Origin of the sequence: Microcoleus asticus IPMA8 (genome assembly GCF_013179805.1) — a bacterium.
In the GTDB taxonomy this organism is placed as follows: domain Bacteria; phylum Cyanobacteriota; class Cyanobacteriia; order Cyanobacteriales; family Microcoleaceae; genus Microcoleus; species Microcoleus asticus.
On sequence record NZ_SRRZ01000015.1, the window covers coordinates 1 to 17882 of the forward strand.

At 45.9% G+C, this 17882-nt stretch carries 17 protein-coding genes; 6 read left to right on the forward strand and 11 right to left on the reverse strand.

Translation table 11 applies throughout. The annotated features are described in order from the left end of the window. Positions 1–433: 433 nt before the first annotated feature. The 3 genes from E5S67_RS05805 to E5S67_RS05815 all read right to left on the reverse strand — a co-directional run bounded on the left by E5S67_RS05805 (position 434) and on the right by E5S67_RS05815 (position 2795). Positions 434–952, reverse strand: a complete 519-nt coding sequence (locus E5S67_RS05805) for an SET domain-containing protein-lysine N-methyltransferase (protein WP_172186122.1) — start codon at positions 950–952, stop codon at positions 434–436. A 21-nt stretch (positions 953–973) separates the two neighbouring features. Beyond that, positions 974–1975 carry a DMT family transporter gene (locus E5S67_RS05810; protein WP_172186123.1) on the reverse strand — a complete coding sequence of 334 codons (1002 nt, stop codon included), beginning with the start codon at positions 1973–1975 and terminating at the stop codon, positions 974–976. Positions 1976–2273: 298 nt separating this feature from the next. Next, positions 2274–2795 (reverse strand): pentapeptide repeat-containing protein, encoded by a 522-nt coding sequence (locus tag E5S67_RS05815; RefSeq protein ID WP_172186124.1) that lies wholly within the window; start codon positions 2793–2795, stop codon positions 2274–2276. Positions 2796–2807: 12 nt separating this feature from the next. Between E5S67_RS05815 and E5S67_RS05820 the strand changes: the two genes are divergently transcribed. After that, the gene (locus E5S67_RS05820) at positions 2808–3398 is read left to right on the forward strand and encodes a YraN family protein (RefSeq protein ID WP_172186125.1); all 591 of its coding nucleotides are present in this window, start codon (positions 2808–2810) and stop codon (positions 3396–3398) included. 198 nt (positions 3399–3596) lie between these two features. On the opposite strand, the gene E5S67_RS05825 is transcribed toward E5S67_RS05820, so the two are convergent. Next, positions 3597–3986 carry a hypothetical protein gene (locus tag E5S67_RS05825; RefSeq protein ID WP_172186126.1) on the reverse strand — a complete coding sequence of 130 codons (390 nt, stop codon included), beginning with the start codon at positions 3984–3986 and terminating at the stop codon, positions 3597–3599. A 147-nt stretch (positions 3987–4133) separates the two neighbouring features. On the opposite strand from E5S67_RS05825, the gene queA reads away from it, so the two are divergent. After that, entirely contained in the window at positions 4134–5270 is a 1137-nt protein-coding gene (queA, locus tag E5S67_RS05830) for a tRNA preQ1(34) S-adenosylmethionine ribosyltransferase-isomerase QueA (protein WP_172186127.1), read from the forward strand. 42 nt (positions 5271–5312) lie between these two features. Here the strand turns inward: queA and rpmF are convergent, their stop codons facing one another. Both rpmF and E5S67_RS05840 read right to left on the reverse strand, forming a co-directional pair. Then, on the reverse strand, positions 5313–5486 hold the full coding sequence (rpmF, locus tag E5S67_RS05835) for a 50S ribosomal protein L32 (RefSeq protein WP_006632406.1): 174 nt from the start codon (positions 5484–5486) through the stop codon (positions 5313–5315). 256 nt (positions 5487–5742) lie between these two features. Then, positions 5743–6219: a TM2 domain-containing protein gene (locus E5S67_RS05840; RefSeq protein WP_172186128.1), complete on the reverse strand. Its 477-nt coding sequence runs from the start codon at positions 6217–6219 to the stop codon at positions 5743–5745. 376 nt (positions 6220–6595) lie between these two features. Between E5S67_RS05840 and acsF the strand changes: the two genes are divergently transcribed. Further along, the gene (gene acsF, locus E5S67_RS05845) at positions 6596–7672 is read left to right on the forward strand and encodes a magnesium-protoporphyrin IX monomethyl ester (oxidative) cyclase (protein ID WP_172186129.1); all 1077 of its coding nucleotides are present in this window, start codon (positions 6596–6598) and stop codon (positions 7670–7672) included. A 142-nt stretch (positions 7673–7814) separates the two neighbouring features. Here the strand turns inward: acsF and E5S67_RS05850 are convergent, their stop codons facing one another. Continuing rightward, entirely contained in the window at positions 7815–11177 is a 3363-nt protein-coding gene (locus E5S67_RS05850) for a CHAT domain-containing protein (RefSeq protein ID WP_246276636.1), read from the reverse strand. A gap of 308 nt (positions 11178–11485) precedes the next feature. Between E5S67_RS05850 and E5S67_RS05860 the strand changes: the two genes are divergently transcribed. Next, positions 11486–13000: a dolichyl-phosphate-mannose--protein mannosyltransferase gene (locus E5S67_RS05860; RefSeq protein WP_172186130.1), complete on the forward strand. Its 1515-nt coding sequence runs from the start codon at positions 11486–11488 to the stop codon at positions 12998–13000. A gap of 147 nt (positions 13001–13147) precedes the next feature. On the opposite strand, the gene trmB is transcribed toward E5S67_RS05860, so the two are convergent. From trmB to csaB, 3 genes are all read right to left on the reverse strand, one after another. Beyond that, complete coding sequence (gene trmB / locus E5S67_RS05865; protein WP_172186131.1) at positions 13148–13780, reverse strand: tRNA (guanosine(46)-N7)-methyltransferase TrmB; 633 nt, start codon at positions 13778–13780, stop codon at positions 13148–13150. 159 nt (positions 13781–13939) lie between these two features. Next, positions 13940–14650, reverse strand: a complete 711-nt coding sequence (locus tag E5S67_RS05870; RefSeq protein ID WP_172186132.1) for a Uma2 family endonuclease — start codon at positions 14648–14650, stop codon at positions 13940–13942. Positions 14651–14672: 22 nt separating this feature from the next. Next, the gene (gene csaB / locus E5S67_RS05875) at positions 14673–15710 is read right to left on the reverse strand and encodes a polysaccharide pyruvyl transferase CsaB (protein WP_172186133.1); all 1038 of its coding nucleotides are present in this window, start codon (positions 15708–15710) and stop codon (positions 14673–14675) included. Between the two features lie 406 nt (positions 15711–16116). Here csaB and E5S67_RS05880 point away from each other — a divergent pair, with 406 nt between their 5' ends. Both E5S67_RS05880 and E5S67_RS05885 read left to right on the forward strand, forming a co-directional pair. Continuing rightward, the gene (locus tag E5S67_RS05880) at positions 16117–16431 is read left to right on the forward strand and encodes a DUF2499 domain-containing protein (protein ID WP_172186134.1); all 315 of its coding nucleotides are present in this window, start codon (positions 16117–16119) and stop codon (positions 16429–16431) included. A gap of 16 nt (positions 16432–16447) precedes the next feature. Next, positions 16448–16867 carry a lysozyme inhibitor LprI family protein gene (locus E5S67_RS05885; RefSeq protein ID WP_172186135.1) on the forward strand — a complete coding sequence of 140 codons (420 nt, stop codon included), beginning with the start codon at positions 16448–16450 and terminating at the stop codon, positions 16865–16867. Between the two features lie 74 nt (positions 16868–16941). On the opposite strand, the gene E5S67_RS05890 is transcribed toward E5S67_RS05885, so the two are convergent. Further along, on the reverse strand, positions 16942–17805 hold the full coding sequence (locus tag E5S67_RS05890) for a DUF4037 domain-containing protein (protein WP_172186136.1): 864 nt from the start codon (positions 17803–17805) through the stop codon (positions 16942–16944). Positions 17806–17882: the final 77 nt, after the last annotated feature.

Sequence of the window (17882 nt, forward strand, 5' to 3'; positions counted from 1 at the left end):
GGTTTTCTTTTTCACCCTCATTCTCTCCTGCCGCGGTGGCTCTAGTTCTTCTTTGGCCACCGTTCTCATCTTTGGTTAGTCTAAACTACAGTGAATGATGGTTGAGTGTTGAATGTTGACTCGATTTTACGCCCGACGATCAAGCGCAGATTTGATATTAGATGCTTCTGAGTCTGGTTCGGTGGTTGTCCAGGTTTTGTCTGCCACTCGGGCGAAACGGAAAGCTTCAACAAAGCGTACTTTGGATAAGTTTCCCGTTCAAAGTTTTCGGACGTTACTGACGAATTTATCGAGGATCGCTAAAAATCGAGTGCAGCATAAACTAGGGGGTGTTTCAGTTAGTTTCGACCTGACGACCCCAACTCCTTTACAGCATAAAGCTTTCGATTTGCTGGGGGTTTCGCTGACATTCTAGTCATGTATCCGGCGGGGGCTAAAGCCCGATCGCCCTACTGGTGGGGGCAATACTAGGAACTTTAAGATCGCGCGCGGGAAGTTCCTTTTCAGGTGCCGTTACTCTGAGGTAATCGGCAATAAACTCACCATACGTTTTCCTGATTTCGTCAGGGAGAAATTTATATCCAAGGATCTTCGATCGACATTCGGCGGAGCCACAACAACATTTGGGAATGTCAATGAAAGTGTACTCTGTTGTAGAGTAATCCCATGTAATCTCGCTTCCCGAAGGAATATCAACCAATGCCACGAAATCGTAGGCTCCGAATTGATTATTCCGAACCCCTGTGTTTGGGCTACAAGAATGATTGATCAATAATGCCGGTTCATCTAATTCTATATGCAGGTCAAAGTCCATCTGAATCGAGTGAGTAGTTCTTTCGGGCAAGATATCGACTCGGCGTCCAACCACCACCGTCTCACCTTTACGGAAGCCTCGGCTGGCAAAAACGCCTCTACCTTTCTCTGTTTGCTGGATCAAAGTATCGAAACCCATTTTCCTCACTCTTAATACAAATTACAAATCTAATTCTAATTCCACGAGGTTACTCTGAAGCGACACTGGAGCGTTAATGGGCTCAGTATCCGAATCTGACAGCGCTGCGACTATCGATTCGTTAACCTGGATTTCGCCATTGTGCTCAGCGTCCTGAGATTTGCTTTGACCAAAAACCATTGCCACCACTACAAGAGATGCGCCAATCACACCGCGTATTCCAAGTTTCTCTCCCAGTAGTAGAAAGGAGAAAATCGCTGCGAAAATCGGATCGAGCGTATAAATTAGCGCCGTCTGGTAAGCGTTAACCCATCGTTGAGCTAATACTTGAAGCACAATCGTAGCAGCAGTATCAAATAAGCCAATATATAAAATAATACCAAAATTCGCGCTAATTGCTTCCTGTTGTGTAACCAGATCTGGAGCGGCCCAAATTAAAGAAAATATTGTTATCACCCAAAGCTGGATCGCGGCGAGTGGCAAAATGGGGTGGCGCAACGTGGTGGACTCAAGCTTAAGAGTGTAGATCGAGTAGAGGAAGGCGTTGCCCAAGATCAACAGATCGCCGATCGCGATCTGTTCACTCTCCCAACACATCACTCCAATGCCAAAGATGGCAATTCCTGCGGCGAGAAAAGTTTTTGGGAACACCTGCCTACCTAGCAGTTGCCCTAGCAGAGGAACTAGGATGACGTTGAAACTGGCAATGAATGCAGCACGATCGGCAGAAGTCGTCTCAAGGGCAAGGGTTTGGAGGACTGATGCAGGAAACAGTATTAGTGATAAAAAGACTCCATCCCGTAGCAGGGAAAGATTCAGGAAGCGCAAATAGGGGGTAAACGGCAACGCTGCTATTACGTAGCGGGTTGCAAATATTGCAGAAGGAGAAAGACTGCTGAGAGCTCCCTTGATAACCGGATAGCTTGTACCCCAGATTAGGGTGACAAGGATCAACACTGCTATACCCCAAGCATGGAGAGTGCTTGGCGATCTTTGAGAACCAATATTTAATTCTGTAGTCATTGAGTAGCCTAATCGATTAGCAATTGAACTAAATTCCGTTAGTTAACCGTAAAGAGGTTGACTAGAGTAAGAAATATCAATATTTTTAACTCTAATGCAGCTTAAACTAGCGGGTATTGCAGTTAGTTTAGGTCTGACGACGCCCACTCGTTTACAGCATAAAGCCTTCGATTTCCTGGGGGTTCCGCTGATATTTTAGTCGTGTATCGGTCAGTGGATCGAACCCGATCGCCCTACTGCCAGATAGTTTACATGGAACTTACCCCGCGTGCGGGGTAAGTTCCGTTTAATTAGCCTTTTAATAGTCGCAAAAAAGAGTTTCGCGAGTATCTCTACCCGTCACGGGATTAGTACCTTTTGCAACTTTACAAAGTTTTTCTATCATATCGTCTCGCAGCAGTGTTTCTGTAAAATCAGCACCGTCAATGACAGCTCCTTCGAGTCTGGTATTGTAAGCGAAAGCACCCTCAAGGATAGCATTAGTTAAATTTACTTTCCTCATGCGAGCCAAATCTAAAGTAGCACCCGTTAAATTAGCCCCTTCTAAATTGGCCTCTTCCAGATTGGCACCAAAAAAGCTGACGCCGCGCAAATCTGCATTAGTAAAATTGCTGTTGCGAAGATTAGCTTTATTAAAACTGTCGTCAGTCAGAACTTTGCCAGTAAAATCAGCGCCGACTAGGATTTCTTTGTCGTGATCCAAAGCGAAAGCAGGTGCGGGATTAATGCCGATCGCCCCAGCGGCAATTACTGCTAAAATAACAAAACTCAGCAAAAAAGTATAAATATTTTTGCCATGTTGGCGAATTCGAGAATTCATAAGTTAAAGCTAATGGGCAGCAGTGACAGTTCAGAATTGAATTCTACCAGAAAGCGCGATCGCCCGATGATCGCGAAGCCCTCAAACAAGATCGCGACGGCTGACTCAAGTTCCCCCCAATCCCCAAACTCTCGGGATATCGGCACATTGGGAGAAAAATTAGTCGCCGAGTGGTTGCAGCAGCAAGGCTGGGAAATCCTGCACCGACAGTGGCACTGTCGCTGGGGAGAGATTGACATCATCGCACTCGGAAGAGATGAAGAAAGCGCAAAAAACCGAGTTCTTCCCAATCATCAATCCCCAACATTAGCATTTGTCGAGGTAAAAACTCGCCGCCGGGGAAATTGGGATGCTGGTGGAATGCTGGCTGTTACTACCACAAAACAAGCCAAACTTTGGCAAACAGCCGAAATATTTTTAAGCACTCGTCCCGATTTAGCAAATAATTCTTGTCGCTTTGATGTCGCCCTAGTCAGGTGCGAACCTTCACGACCAAACACTAAACAAATATTACCGTTAACAGCAGCGAACTCTCAATCCGCCCTTGCAGAAAACTACCGCCTTACCCTGCAAGAATACATTCGATCTGCTTTTAGCAATTAAAAATATATAATTAAAAATTAGAGGGTAAAATCACAGAGCAATGCCACTAGGTAGTTTTTAATTGTTAATTTCCCTAGGCTGTTGCGCATTTCTCTCTCGATCTTTAACGGACGTGAAAAAAGCGTTAAATCTTCTCCCTCTCTCCATTTCTCTCCCTCTCCCCCTCTGCCATAACAGCTAATTTATATGAGTAGAAGTCTAGGCGAGAGTTTCCGGGCAATATCCCAGGCCCTTGACAAACTGCTGGCGAAACGCTTCAATTTCCTTGCGGTCAGGGCTGCCGTGACAAACCACTGCCACCTGGTAGCGGCGCATCACGCTCAGCGGCGACTGTCCCGTTTCCAAACTCCAAAGAGCCATTTGCAAGCGAATTTCAGGATCGTAAGGAATCCCGAGTTCGTTCATAAAAGCCCGAAAATCCCCGTGCAATTCTGGAGTTAAATATTGGCTCATTTTCACCTTCACCACCCAGCCGTCTATTTGGTGAATAACAGTGATAAATTGCAAGGGAAGATGATGAGCTGTGCGCAGGTAATCTACGACTCTCAGAGTAAGGCTAGTATTGGCGATATAGTAGAGGTATTCCATAACGATCCTTCGAGCAAAGCTGATGCTATACCTCTATCATGGCGGGCTATACCCGCCGCCACAAGGGGAAAAGCACCCGACTTTGGATGGGGGTTTTTACCCAATTTGTTACCCAGTTGACAGATCGATCGCACAGGAATTCACTCGATGACAGAGATTGACTGGTCTTTGGACGGCTACGACTACGAACTTCCGCCCTCGCGCATTGCCCAAAATCCCGCAGTGCCGAGGGACAGTTCTCGGTTGCTGGCTGTAGATTCTCCCAGCAGCCAGCAACACCGGATTTTCCGGGATTTGCCAGATTTGCTGGAACCCGGAGACTTGCTGGTACTCAACAACACCCGCGTGCTGCCGGCGAGGCTCTACGGGCACAAACCCAACGGCCCGGCTGTGGAGATATTGTTGATGGAAGAACGGCAGCACAACTGCTGGCTGGCTTTGGTTAAACCCGGGAAACGCTTAAAGTTGGGGTCGCAAATAGAGTTTGACCCGATCGCCCCAGCAAGTGAGGACTCCGCAGCAGCTCCTTGCTGTTGCCTTCCCCAAGCCGCCGTGCTCGATCGTCGATTGACTGCGACAGTTATCGCCAGGGACGACGCAACAGGAGGGCGGCTGCTGGAGTTTGACATCCCCACAGATGCGAGTCTGGCGAAGTTTTTGGACGAATACGGCCACGTACCCCTGCCGCCCTACATCGAAAATTCCCAAGCTTCAGCGGAACAGTACCAGACTGTTTATGCCGATCGGCTTGGGGCAATTGCGGCCCCCACCGCCGGCTTGCACTTCACCGAAGATTTGTTCAGTCGCTTGCAGCAGCGGGGAATCGAAAAAACTTTTGTCACCCTACACGTCGGAGTAGGGACGTTTCGCCCGGTGGAGGTGGCAGACGTGACGGCTCACAAAATGCACGGCGAATGGGTGGAAGTACCCCCCACCACCGTTGAGAAAATCCGGGAAACTCAAGCCAGAGGCGGGCGGATCATTGCCGTGGGTACCACAGCAGTGCGAGCTTTAGAGGGAGCCGCCGCCGCGAGTGGCGATTTTTCCTTGCAACCTTTTTGCGGCCCGACCAATTTGTTTATCTACCCTGGTTACAAGTGGCGGGTTGTAGAGGGGATGATTACCAATTTTCACTTGCCCCGCTCTACTTTGATGATGATGATAAGTGCGATGATTGGAAGGCCTCGGCTGTTGGATTTGTACCGAGAAGCGATCGAGCATCAGTACCGCTTTTATTCGTTTGGCGATGCCATGCTAATTTTACCAACCGCAAAAATGGATTGATCGATCGGGCATTGGGTTCGCCCAATGCCCTGTATTCCGTTTCTATTCTTCCTCTTCTTCTTCATTGCCGGGATATACGAAGCTGTTGGAACGCCCAGTCAGAACAGATTTGCCCAGGGACAGAGCTTTCTGAGCTGCCACTACAGCTTTGCGCTTCCATGTGGCCTTGCGCATATTCTTCTTGGATTTGGAGGTTTTCTTCTTAGGGACTGCCATGACGCTAAATACTTTCTGCTTATATAGACAAACAAACATTCTAGCCGATTTTGCCAGCAATGCTTCCTCCACAAACGGCATTCGTCAGAAGGCATTCGTCAGAAGGCATTCGTCAGTCGATTTTAGATTTTAGATTTTAGATTTTAGGCGTGAGACGTTCGGCGAGTGCTCAGACGTTCGGCGAGTAGTAGGTTGCGTCAGCGATTAGCTTCTCGAACCACACATAAAATCACCGATTCTGACGCACCCGCAGCCCCTAAAGTTCGTGAAAGTGGTAGATCACGACACCAGTTACTGAATCGTTCTCGATACTGACATAACCCGTTTTGAGCATTGCCGTGAAAGCTTCTTCCACTTCGGCAAAAGTAGCGCCGGTTGCCATCACCCCTTGGGTGACAGATAATCTTCCCTTCTTGGTATAAGCTGCCTTCAGGAGTTTAACCCCTAACTGGTCGGGAGTTTGCTTGGGGTATGTCGCGGCGATCGCCCCGCTGCTGGGATATAGCGGTATACCTTCGCGAGATACGCCGAGTTTGCCCCTGAGAGTGGCATTGTGTTCGTCCACCATGTTCGGGAGCAGCAGCAAGTCAAACAATTGCCCGAACCCAAACAAACCAAAGGTAAACAGCCACAGTAAACCCGTACCAATTTTGCCGTTGTAGAGGCGGTGGAGTCCGAATGGGCCGAAAAAACAAGCTGCCCATAAAAGGTAACTAACACCTAAATTGCTCATTTTCTGACCGTCCTGCTTGGTTATTCTAACTATTGGACTCCCTCTCTATATTTTGTACTTTCTATTTAGTGTTTGAACAGTTTGACACGAGGAGAGATTTGTGCATCATCTGAAGGAAGAGAGAACACAAAAATTGCAATTCTCCCAGTCTCCCCCCCTCCCAGTCTCCCCCACTCCCAGTCTCCCACACTCCCATAAGTAATTCTGCGTAGCAATTCTTAACGCCAGCAATATATTTCCAGGGTCGAGAGCTTGGTAAAGTATAACGAGGCCGATCGGGCGGCCTGCCGAAGACGAACAGACAGGGGCGATCGATCGCCCGCAGTAACAGGCAACTGAAACTCAGAGTAGTTATAACCAGAAATCCAATAAACATATGGTAGATTCCCTCAAAAAACCCACTTTTGAAGAAATGCGGCCGGGAGTGAAAGCCCCAGCCAAAGAAACTATTCTCACGCCGAGATTTTACACAACAGATTTTGACGAGATGGCCAAAATGGACATCTCGGTAAATGAAGCCGAACTAGAAGCAATTATCCAAGAGTTCCGCGTTGACTACAACAAAAACCACTTCGTGCGGGATGCCGAGTTCGATCAATCTTGGGAACACATCGACGGCGAAAAGCGCCAATTGTTCATTGAGTTTCTGGAACGTTCCTGCACCGCTGAGTTTTCTGGGTTCTTGCTTTACAAAGAATTGGGACGCAGGCTCAAAGGAAAAAATCCCGTGTTGGCCGAAGGTTTCATGCTGATGTCCCGCGACGAAGCGCGCCACGCCGGATTCCTCAACAAAGCTCTCTCGGACTTTAATTTGTCCCTGGATTTGGGTTTCTTGACAAAGAGCCGCAGTTACACATTCTTTAAACCGAAGTTTATTTTCTACGCGACTTACTTGTCGGAAAAGATCGGTTATTGGCGCTACATCACGATTTATCAGCACTTAAAAGCCCATCCTGAAGACCAGATTTATCCGATTTTCCGATTCTTTGAAAATTGGTGCCAGGATGAAAACCGCCACGGAGATTTCTTTGATGCCGTGATGAGAGCTCAGCCTCAGATGTTGAACGATTGGCGCGCTAAGCTTTGGTGCCGTTTCTTCTTGCTGTCAGTGTTCGCGACAATGTATCTCAATGATATCCAGCGCGCCGGTTTTTATCGATCGCTCGGTCTCGATGCTCGCGAATACGACATCGAAGTGATTAAAAAGACCAACGAAACAGCAGGCCGCGTATTCCCCGTCATGCTCGACGTGAACAACCCCGAGTTTTACGAACGGCTGGATATTTGTCTCAAAAACAATCAGCAGTTGACCGCAATTGTTGCTTCTGAAACTCCGAAATTCTTGCAATTCTTCCAAAAATTGCCTCTGTATTTGTCGAACGGCTGGCAGTTATTGAAGCTGTACTTCATGAAAACAATTGAATCACCTTCTGTACAGGGTGCAGTCCGTTAAGTTTTGATTTTTCATCCTCTGTGACGGCGGTTCTGCGACAAGCGGAGCCGCTTTTTTTTGGTATCCAGATTCACCACAAAAAGTTCTCGCCAGACTTACACTCGCCCGGAATTGGAATTAATGCTGGTTTTTTTCATAAAATTTATCGCCATTCCCCCTGAAGGTTAAAAGCCGCCCAATAATAAGGAGAACGCCACTCTTCCTGCTTCAACATTTCCAGTTGCGCCGCCCTTAAAGCAGCCGCTGGCGTTAACCCTTTTTGCAGCATTTCCTGATAAAAACTTGCCATTAACGTAGCTGTTCCTTCATCATCCACATTCCACAAACTCACCACAACTCGCTGAGCCCCCGCATACATAAATCCCCGCGTTAATCCTACCATGCCCTCGCCTTGAATGTTCTGTCCTAATCCGGTTTGACACGCACTTAACACTACTAAATCTGCTGCTAACTTCAAATTAAAAATATCAGTAAGTCGCAGAAATCCGTTTAAGGGATTGCCCTTTTCATCTACCAGTGACAAGATGATTCCTGATAGTTCTGGGTGAGTGCTATTCGCTAAACCGTGAGTGGCAAAATGAAGGATTTTATATTGGCTTAAGTTCTGACTGGTTGCTGCGGCGCGGCTGGCTTCAAAATCCAAAGATTCGGTGCGAGAATTGGCAGGAACTAACGCTTGAATGATTTGAGCTTCTTGGCGTGTAAATTTTAAACGGCTCCACTGTATGTTATTGTCGCGACTAGAGCGGCTTAAACCGAGATTAACTGATTCTATTGCTTCCCGATTCGTGGCGGTTGACTCGTTTTTTACTCGTTCATCGTCACCGCTAAAAACTGGATCGGCGAGCATTGCTAAAGTCCGAGTAGGGGGTTGTCTGTCATTGTAGTTTTGTCTTAAGATTCCCAAGGTGGAAGCGGAAGGCAGCAGCACAATTTCATGGTTTACAATTAAAGGCGGATTCCGATTTTTACCGGGTGTTTCGGGGAGCGAGAGGGCGGCAAACGGCAGGTAATTGAGAATGCCATCGCCAACTATCAGCAGGCGTTTTTGAGCGAGTTGTGCTGCTACGGGCTGTAAAATAATTTGACTGAGCGTGTTGTTAGCTTCAGCAACTCGATCGGGAATGTTTCGGTAGCGCGGGTTAGTCACAGCATCGCGGAAATTGCGGGCGGCTTTTTCGATTTCGGCACGTTTGGGCAATTCATAACTGGTGATACTGGTTTTAGTCACAGCCCACAGATAGCTGCGCTCTTTCCCCAAAGAATACTGGAGTAAAATAGTATTGCGATCGAGGATTTGTTGTTGAATCTGTGCCAGGGTTAAAGGTTGCGGTTGGGTAAGGGCGGCGTACCGGGGACTGGTAGAGCGGATTTGGGCTTGAATGTCCTGATATTCTCCTAGTAAAGTTTGCCGCTTTTGGTCTAGTTCTGCTTGTTGTTCAGAGGTATGATTGGGGCGGCTTATAGTTTCGATTCGGCGTGTTTCTAAGGCATCGAGTTGCTGTTGTAAATTGCGTTCTCGCTGCAATAATTCCGGGGCTACACCTTGGCGAATATCGGCGTTTGCTTCTTGAAGAAGTTCCAATAAAGTGCGGGCGCGGGAGCGTTCGCTAGCTTGAAAGGCTTTTGTATCGTAACCAGAATTGGGTTGCGTTTTGTGCAGTTGCATTAACAGGTGAATGTAGAACTGGTAATAGTCCTGCACGGTGGCAAAGTATGAGATGCGGAGCTCGTGGTTGGTAATTTTGGTGCGGAGGTTTTCGATGATTTTGATGGAGGTTTCAATGTCAGTCAGGGCTGCGATTAAATTGCCTCGATCGCCTTTGATATTAGCGATATTGTAGAGGGTGAGGGCTTCCCCAGGACGATCGCCCACAGCGCGAAACAGCGGCAGGGCTTGGTTGAAATATTCTTCTGCTTTCTGCTGTTTTCCCAATTCTGAGTAAGTAGTACCTGTATTGTTGAGGGTGAGGGCTTCTCCACGCCGGTCGCCCGCTTTTTGTCTCAAATCGAGGGCTTGTTTGTAGTAGTCGAGGGCTGTTTGTTTTTCTCCCAAATCTGAATAGACTAAGCCAATATTGGTGAGGGTAGTTGCTTCTTTAGCGCGATCGCCCATAGCGCGGAATAAGGGAAGGGCTTGGTTGAAATACTCTTTTGCTTTCTGTTTTTCTCCTAAATCGTTGTAGGCTAAGCCGATGTTGTTGAGTGTGGTGGCTTCCCCAGTGCGATCGCCCAAAGATGTGTCGCTGTTTGCGGGTATGTTCGAGATGTTGCTGAGGTTGATACTTGCTTCAGGGCGATCGCCCATTTCCCGAATTAGGGAAAGGACTTGGTTATAGTAGTCGATGGCTTGCTGTTTCTCTCCCAAAGCATAGTAGACGGCGCCGATATTGTTGAGGATGACGGCTTGTTTAGGGCGATCGGCTAAAGTCCGATTCCAAGAAAGCGCTTGCTTGTAGTAGTTCAGGGCTTGCTGTCTGTCTCCTAATCTATTAGTAATGAAGCCCATTTGATGCAGCGTGTAAGCTTCCTTCTCCCGATTTCTAAGCATTTGATAAAGCGAACGTGCTGCATCAAACTTTTGCAATGCTTCCTGGTAAGATGCTCCTATTTCGCGATCGAATAATCGCCTAGCTTCCTGAACCAATCGGTCGGCTTCATCTGTTTTTTGGTTTAATAGTTGTTTGTTTTTCTGAATTAATCGATCGGCTTCCCCATCCGGGATTTGATTTCTACTGAGATCGAGGGTTGTCAGATTTACCAATCCCGCTAAAGGTTTGGCATCTGCAATTTGATTTCTACTGAGGTCTAGGGCGGTCAGATTTGTCAATCCCGCTAAAGGTTTGACATCTGCGATTTGATTGGATGCGAGAAAAAGCAGTATCAGATTGGTCAATCCTGATAATGGTCTAACATCTGCAATTTTATTCCCACTTAAATAAAGAAAATTTAACTCAGTCATTCTCGATAAAGATGTCACATCTACAATTTGATTAGATGCGAGGGACAGCCCTGTTAGATTAGTCAATCCAGCTAAAGGTTTTACATCTACGATTTGATTGGCTTCGAGGAAAAGCTCTGTCAGATTAGTCAGTCCCGATAATGGTTTCACGTCAGAGATTTGATTGAAATTGAGGACGAGAAATCTCAGATTAGTCAGTTCCGATAAGGGTTGCACATCTGTTATTTGATTTAAACTGAGGTTGAGCTTTCTCAGATTGGTTAATTTTGATAATGGTTTGATATCGACTATTTGATTGCGAATTAGGGAAAGTTCTGTGAGATTAGTCAGTGTTTTTTGAGCGCGATCGCACTCTTGTGTTTTTGCTTTTGATAGCAACACCTCCACCGTATGTCTGGCTTCAGGGGTCAAATTCTCTTTGTTGGTACAGAAATCAGCAAAACTTTCAAATGTCTTGGGATTTGGCGCGGCGGCAGATCCCATCAGGATAGTCGCACCTACAGCTAAGCCCCAACGCCCCCAAATCGAAAGTATGAGATTCATAAGCACTCGCTCAAAAAAGACATGATTAGCTGCTATCATAATCTATCGCACCTTGTGATGCGCGCTTTTCCTTCCTGCTTGCCAATTAGATGGGGAGCATTTGGTGAAACAATAGTCGCTACTGCTTCTCGCTGCACTCTCCAAGCATGATTAGAAACCGGGTTTAAGAAACTGAGTTTTTCCAAAAAACCCGGTTTCTCCTCAAAAATTCGGTTTCTGCACAAGTCCTATTTTACGTTACTCCCAACTCAGGAATTTAAAATTAGCGATCTCTATAAAATCTAGCATCTACTATTTTCTGCTGTTTTATGAAACTCAACAAAAAACAATTCAACAAATCTACTTTGGTTTTTTGCTTAGGAATGTTCGCTGTATTACTCCTATCTTTAACTCTCCGATTTTGGGAACTAGAGCGATTTAACACTTTAGTATTTGACGAGGTTTATTATGCTAAATTTGCCAACGATTATCTCACAAAAACTCCTTTTTTCAACGCTCACCCACCTCTGAGCCAGTACATAATTGCGATCGGCATTTGGATCGGCACTCACCTTCCCTTCGGCAAAACCGCCGTCAACAGTATGGCTGGTTCCCTGCTTTCCCCTTGGGATTACCGCTGGCTGAATGCTCTTACAGGTTCCTTTATTCCCCTAGTTGTGGGAGGGCTAGCTTATCAGCTAGTTCGGCGCCGCACCTTTGCTTTTCTTGCTGCTTTGTTTATCGCCTGCGACGGTTTGTTTTTAGTTGAGTCTCGCTACGCGCTGAACAACATTTATCTAGTTTTGTTTGGAATTTTAGGTCAGTTATTTATTTTAAAAGCCGTAGAAGCAGAAGGCAAAAAGCGCTGGCTTTGGCTGGTACTCTCCGGGATAGGTTTCGGCGCATCTGCGGCTATCAAATGGAACGGATTGTGGTTTCTTTTCGGTACTTATCTAATTTTAATCTGTGCTTGGGCAGTCCGTGTTATCCAGGGTAACAGAGGAAATGAAGAACAAAGCCGCGAGGTAGATTCACCTTTAATTCCTGCCGAAAGTCCCGTACAAAAACTGACTAAACTCAATTTTATAGAACTCTGCTTGAGTCTAGCTATTATTCCTCTTCTAGTTTACAGCATCTCTTGGATTCCTCACCTGCACTTTAATCCAACTCCCAATTTCTGGCAGATGCAAACGGAAATTTTGACTTATCACCAGCGGATTAAAAGCGGCCCAGATGTACATCCTTACTGTTCCACGTGGTACAGTTGGCCTTTGATGCTGCGCCCCATAGTTTACTTCTACAAAACTGCTAGCAGCAATGCCCAACCAGATCCGGTTTTGCCGCCTTTACCTGAAGGTGCAACTCAGGCAATTTTTGACGTTCACGCAATGGGAAATCCATTGCTTTGGTGGCTGTCAACCTTAGCTTTACTGCTAGTAATAGGAGTTTTAGTTCACCGGATTTTGGTGTGGCTGCAAACGCGCAACGAGGCTTCTGTTGAGACGATAGAACAGCAGCGGCCGATTTTGTTTCCGCCGACTGCTGAAATGTGGCTGGGGTTATATTTAATAGTTAATTGGGCCGCTAATTTGCTGCCTTGGGTGAAGGTGACTCGCTGCATATTTTTGTACCATTATATGGGCTGTTCTGTGTTTGCAGCCTTAGCACTTGCTTGGTGGGTTGACAGGTGGCTGCACAGCCCTCAAACTAGACTCCGAGGGATGGGGGTAACAATTATTTTTCTGGTTTTGGGTGCTTTTATTTTCTGGATGCCTATGTATTTGGGACTGCCTTTGTCGCAAATGGAATGGAAAATTAGGATGTGGTTGCCATCTTGGGTTTAAGTTAGAAATAATTCTTTTATTAACGGGCAAGATGCCGTTCCACAAGAAAATTAAGTTTTGTGGAACAGGCATCTTGCCTGTTCCTAACAAAGGTGCAAAAGGTAAGTTATAACATTTATTACCAAGGTGAGTTTGCAAAAGCGAGCATTATTTTTGATAGAGTGCTCGATAAACTGGTTCGCCCCGTTTCAGAGTAGCAATTTCTCTTTCAGTAGCAACAGGTAGGGGATTTTCTGCTAGCCAGTTGTCGCCGTTTTGACGTTGAAAACTAGGGTGAGATGAAAAGCGATCGCACATTTCCCTTTCTACTTCCTCAATATCTGACTGAATAAAAACTTCGCCGCCAATTCCCAGATAAATTGCCAATTCATTAACTAATTCCTGCTGCACCACCCGCCGTTTGTGGTGCTTTTTCTTGAACCACGGATCGGGAAACTGAATGCTAACTCGCTGCAAAATACCTGCGGGTAAAGTTTCTAAAATGGGCTTCAGGGAACTATTCGCATTGCAAAACAAATAGTGCAAATTTGTCAAGCCTTTTTCGTCCCGCCAAAGATTCGCCTCCTCTACCAGAGGTTCCCGAATTTCTAACCCGAGAAAATTCCAGTCAGTTTGTACTTGCGCCATGTGCCACAAAAACCTTCCTCTGCCGCAGCCGATATCTAAATGCAGGGGTAAATTTAAGTCGGCATAGATTTTAGTCCAATCCGGGGGACTTGCAGATGCTTGATATCTAATTGATAGGGGATTGACGTGTTCCCGCACTCTTACTCTTGCCAATGTTGCTGTCTCCTGAATGTATTTTTTAACCGCTGATGAAGGCTGATTAACGTGGATTAACGCCGATAAATATTGATTTTTGCGATATTGTTCAATACTTTTTAATTAATGAGCAATATTAAATTTCAGGGGAACAATTTAATATTGCTCATTATTGCATTAGGCTTCTGGTTCCATGCCTGCTGCTCTTAATTGTGCAGCTAGTCGATCGGCCCGCTGCCGTTCCCTTTCTACCATCTCTGCTCCCCACAATAACATCTCTCCGCTCTCATCCCACCAGCGCAACCAATATCCGGTTCTTTCGGCCTTTGTTCCCTGCCAAACACCCAAAAATAACCCAACTCCTTCTATCCAATAACGATTGTTTGAATCCGGCTGCTGTACTTGATATCGTCCTAATGAATTCAACTGATAGACTTCGAGAACTCCGGTGGCAGGTTCAAAAAGTGCATAGATTGGCACTCGCAATACTTGCTCGTAAAAAAACCATTTTCCCGGCGGATACGTTGGTTTTATTGAATATTCATCGTTGGCAGTAGCGGACAAAAATTCCATCACAATCGCCGGGACTTCCCCTTCTAAGTTGGGAGTGTAACTGCGGCGAATTTCTTGACTAGAAAGCGGCTGTACGTTGCGGGCATAAAACCAATCTGGAGCTTTGATTACTAGCTTGCTGTCTACTGTCGCACAAATTCCCATGTTTGGGGCAACTAATATTCCTGCTACTATTAGCCCCGCGATTTCTAAGATTTCTCGCAGGGCTGCGGCTAGCAAGGGTTGGTCGATATTTTCCACTGGTTCCTCGTCTAAAATGAAATCGTCTGGCAATTTTTCCCAGGTAATTTTTAAGTCTGCTGTACTGACTGTCATTGTATTTCACCTCTCAATGAGATTACTGAAGCGCGGCTCGCAATACTTCGCGATGAAAGAGCGATCGCCCTACTATAAATTTTATCCTGTCTGGCGATAATGCGTCGCCGTTGGCATAGTGTTCCATCCAGGTTTTGCTAATTAAATAAGGATCTTCTGGCAATTCTGATAATAAGTATCCCGGCATTTCTAACTCGTCCATCAATTGACTGACTTTCGGGTCGTAGCTGAGGGCAAAACAGCGGCATTCTTCGGATGCGGCCATAATTAAACTGTGGTAGCGCATCCCGATCGCCATTTCGACTCCCCGGAACACTCCTTTCAATTTTCTGGGGTCTTCTAAACTGAGGATGCGGCTTCTTTTGGGCAGCGCTTCGTGCAAATGTTGGGCAATCTCTAAGTCGTGAGACGCTTGAAAAGGCAGCAGCAAAATTAAGGTGCGAGTTGCTTTTTGAAAGTCAACTAAAGCTTGAGTTAAGATTGACAAACGGGCGGGAGTTAGTGTAGAATGAGAACGCAAACAAACAGCAACTCTGGGCGCAGGCAAATCCCACAAACCCGACACGGGAGAATTCTCCAAAGCCCACACGGGATCGGGCGCTAAAGTAAAGGGAATTTTCCAATCTGCAAGTAAAGTAGCTGAACCTTTATCCCGCACGCTGACGGCGGTGCATCCAGCAAAACACCGCTGAGATAACTTGCGAGTCATTTCCCGCTTTAAAGGGCCAATTCCCTGGGCCCAGGCAATAGTTTTTAAGCCCATCCGCTGCGCTATTCCCATCAAACCGCCATAATAGAAAGGGCTCGCAATGCTAGTAGCGTCTTGGATTAAACTACCGCCGCCCCAAATTAGCGCGTCGGAGGTGCGGAGTGCTTCGAGAACTTGGAACGCATTCATACGATCGCGCGCAGCTACCCCGTACCGCTGATTTGTCTCGACAGGATTGCCAGACAGGACGATCGGCGTCACGCCATCTGGTAACATTTGCAGTAGCGATGCCAACAGCGCCTCGTCGCCGCCGTTGCCTTTACCGTAATAGCCGCACAAAATTGCTCGCATTTCTACTCTTTTCTTTGTTTGTGATGGGGAATCTAACTATTTTAGATTTTAGATTTTAGATTTTAGATTTTTTTGATATTTGAGATTTGATCCTACTACCAAAAAAATTCTACTGTCAGCAAGCTTCAAGGCTTTACGTCATCAGTCAGCTCAAATCGCAAATCTAATAAAATTTCAACTCGCTAATCTAAAATTGTATGACCAGCCCAAAAACAGGTACAAGCCCCAACTTAAGTCGTGGATGCTCCTAAAATTTTAGACCAAAGCTCAAGCTCCAAGATTCATCTGTGGAGTAAATCTAAAATCTAAAATCTAAAATCTAAAATCGACTGACTCATCATACTTTATATGACAGTTGCGTAAGTCCCGATCGATAAATCTTTCATCTTCGTTCACGATACAAAAAATGCACGCTTTGTCAATTCCCACCTGGATTATTCACATCTCTAGCGTCGTCGAGTGGATTGCCGCCATCTGGTTAATTTGGACTTACGGCGAAGTCACTCAAAACCGAGCTTGGTGGGCCCTTTCCGCCGGAATGTTGCCCGCTCTTGTCAGCGCTATGTGCGCCTGTACATGGCACTATTTTGACAACTCTCCCGCCCTAGAATGGATCGTTACCCTGCAAGCGGCGATGACTCTCATTGGCAATTTTACTCTATGGGCGGCGGCTTGGTGGATTTGGCGATCGGCTCAGCCAGCAGAGAAAATTAAAGATTAAAAAAGGGAGAAACTAAGTGAAAAATAGCACTATTTGGGTAAACTTTGCGGCGAGTTTGCTTTTGTTGACAGCCGGATTTTTGCTTCCCAGCAAAGCCAGCAACATCCCTGTACAAGTCGCCCAACAGCCTAACTGCAAAAATCCTCAAACCACGCTAGAGATGAATGTCTGTTCCAGTCAAGAGTTTGAGGCTGCCGACAAAAAGCTCAATCAAGTCTATCAGCAACTGCAAGCAAAAATCAGCAGTAGACAAAAGCAGAGATTGACGGTGGCACAGCGTACTTGGATCAAATTTCGAGATGAAAATTGTGATTATGCAAAAGGGCAGTTTGAAGGCGGTAGTTTGGCTGCTTCTACCTACGGTTATTGCAGGGCCAGAGTGACGCAAGAACGGATTAAAGATTTGGAAGGTTATTTGAAACAAGCAAATTTGTAAAAGTTCGATCGCTATTGAGGGAGGTGCACACTGCTAACCCTAGGATATGGAACTATGGTTTTTATTGCACTTACCTAGTTAGCGAAAGAATTAGTAGCAATTAAACCTGCCTCAATCAACAATCGATCGAGACTGTCAACCAGTCCATCAAGAGAATGTAAAATTTGGCGATCGCCCGCAGGTAAGGAAATAGAATTAGTTAGACTGTGAATTTGGCTTTCCAAATCTTCAGGCAATTTTGAACACAAAGCTGTTGCCCTTTCTACCAGACGTTTTTCGCCCGGATGAGGAATAGAATTAATAGCAAAAACAATATCAAAATAACTGCCTAAAAAAGCGGCTGTTCGATGGATAATACTTACTGAATCGCGGCGCAAAACAGCGGATTCTAACTGGTGGCGAAATGAAAAAATCAGGTGGCGCAAAATCGGATAATTTTTGGCAATTACCGCTTGACGGAGTTGTTCGGGATAAGGTCGATCGACATTGGCTTGCAATTGCTGAAACCAACCGTCTCTGTCATACAATGATACTGAGGTGAGAACGTTCCACCAAAAACAGGTTGAATAACCTACTGATGCTTGATATTTGACCAGGACGCGATCGAGTTCTTCTTCGATCCATTCGGGCTGGCGGTACATAATATCTATACCGCAGCCAGTGTTAATATCTATCCACTCGTCCCCGGGTTCCCAAAATTGATTGTTGATTGCAATGCGATCGGAAAATTGTCTCGCTATTGCCTCCCGTATGTCAACAGGAATTTCCTCTTTAACATATACGTAAAAATCAAAATCCGACGACTCATCCGTAACTATCGTGGTTCGAGAACCTGCTAAAACGAGGGCTACAACTTGAGGCAAACTGCTAAACTGCTCCCCAATAGTTTGAGTCAGTGGGGGAATTTCTTTGAGAGCTAGTTGATAATTGTGCAGCATTTAATTACCTTGTTTTGCATTTAAAAAATCACAGCAAATGCTTAACTCTAGCACTCAATATTTTAACGCATAACTTT

Bases quoted from the DNA above. Each gene is read 5' to 3' on its own strand.
- E5S67_RS05805 (WP_172186122.1), bottom strand. From the start codon at position 952: ATGGGTTTCGATACTTTGATCCAGCAAACAGAGAAAGGTAGAGGCGTT.
- E5S67_RS05810 (WP_172186123.1), bottom strand. From the start codon at position 1,975: ATGACTACAGAATTAAATATTGGTTCTCAAAGATCGCCAAGCACTCTC.
- E5S67_RS05815 (WP_172186124.1), bottom strand. From the start codon at position 2,795: ATGAATTCTCGAATTCGCCAACATGGCAAAAATATTTATACTTTTTTG.
- E5S67_RS05820 (WP_172186125.1), top strand. From the start codon at position 2,808: ATGGGCAGCAGTGACAGTTCAGAATTGAATTCTACCAGAAAGCGCGAT.
- E5S67_RS05825 (WP_172186126.1), bottom strand. From the start codon at position 3,986: ATGGAATACCTCTACTATATCGCCAATACTAGCCTTACTCTGAGAGTC.
- queA (WP_172186127.1), top strand. From the start codon at position 4,134: ATGACAGAGATTGACTGGTCTTTGGACGGCTACGACTACGAACTTCCG.
- rpmF (WP_006632406.1), bottom strand. From the start codon at position 5,486: ATGGCAGTCCCTAAGAAGAAAACCTCCAAATCCAAGAAGAATATGCGC.
- E5S67_RS05840 (WP_172186128.1), bottom strand. From the start codon at position 6,219: ATGAGCAATTTAGGTGTTAGTTACCTTTTATGGGCAGCTTGTTTTTTC.
- acsF (WP_172186129.1), top strand. From the start codon at position 6,596: ATGGTAGATTCCCTCAAAAAACCCACTTTTGAAGAAATGCGGCCGGGA.
- E5S67_RS05850 (WP_246276636.1), bottom strand. From the start codon at position 11,177: ATGAATCTCATACTTTCGATTTGGGGGCGTTGGGGCTTAGCTGTAGGT.
- E5S67_RS05860 (WP_172186130.1), top strand. From the start codon at position 11,486: ATGAAACTCAACAAAAAACAATTCAACAAATCTACTTTGGTTTTTTGC.
- E5S67_RS05870 (WP_172186132.1), bottom strand. From the start codon at position 14,650: ATGACAGTCAGTACAGCAGACTTAAAAATTACCTGGGAAAAATTGCCA.
- csaB (WP_172186133.1), bottom strand. From the start codon at position 15,710: ATGCGAGCAATTTTGTGCGGCTATTACGGTAAAGGCAACGGCGGCGAC.
- E5S67_RS05880 (WP_172186134.1), top strand. From the start codon at position 16,117: ATGCACGCTTTGTCAATTCCCACCTGGATTATTCACATCTCTAGCGTC.
- E5S67_RS05890 (WP_172186136.1), bottom strand. From the start codon at position 17,805: ATGCTGCACAATTATCAACTAGCTCTCAAAGAAATTCCCCCACTGACT.